Annotated in this window: 1 protein-coding gene; it reads right to left on the bottom strand. The window is 59.9% G+C overall.

Translation table 11 applies throughout. The features are described 5' to 3' along the window. On the bottom strand, positions 1-327 hold a 327-nt coding region (locus tag C5748_RS27560; RefSeq protein WP_146119668.1), incomplete at both ends, for an ISAs1 family transposase.

The raw sequence follows: 327 nt of genomic DNA, 5'->3' as shown, positions 1-327 counted from the left end.
CCCATCCGAGCGTTTTCCGTCTGACCTTGAGGCTGGCCTTGTCGTTGATGGAGCGGATGAGGTTGAGGCTGATATGGCGGACGGTGGCCATGTTGGCGGGTCCGTTCTGGGTTCTCAGGCGCATGAGGTCGTCATGGAAGACGACATCCATGACCCAGTGAAGGCGGATCTCCACATGCCAGTGCGCGCGCACGGCGTGGGCGAACTGTTGTGCGGTGAGGGTTGCGGAAGACAGATAGTAGCGCCGTTCGAGGCAGGTTTTTGCGCCCCGTATGGTTTCGCTCTCGACCATTGCGATCATGGCGAGATCCTTGAACCGCCATTCGC

The sequence above is a fragment of the Phyllobacterium phragmitis genome (assembly GCF_002980495.1).
GTDB lineage: Bacteria > Pseudomonadota > Alphaproteobacteria > Rhizobiales > Rhizobiaceae > Paramesorhizobium > Paramesorhizobium phragmitis.
This window is presented reverse-complemented; position numbering and strand designations above follow the sequence as displayed.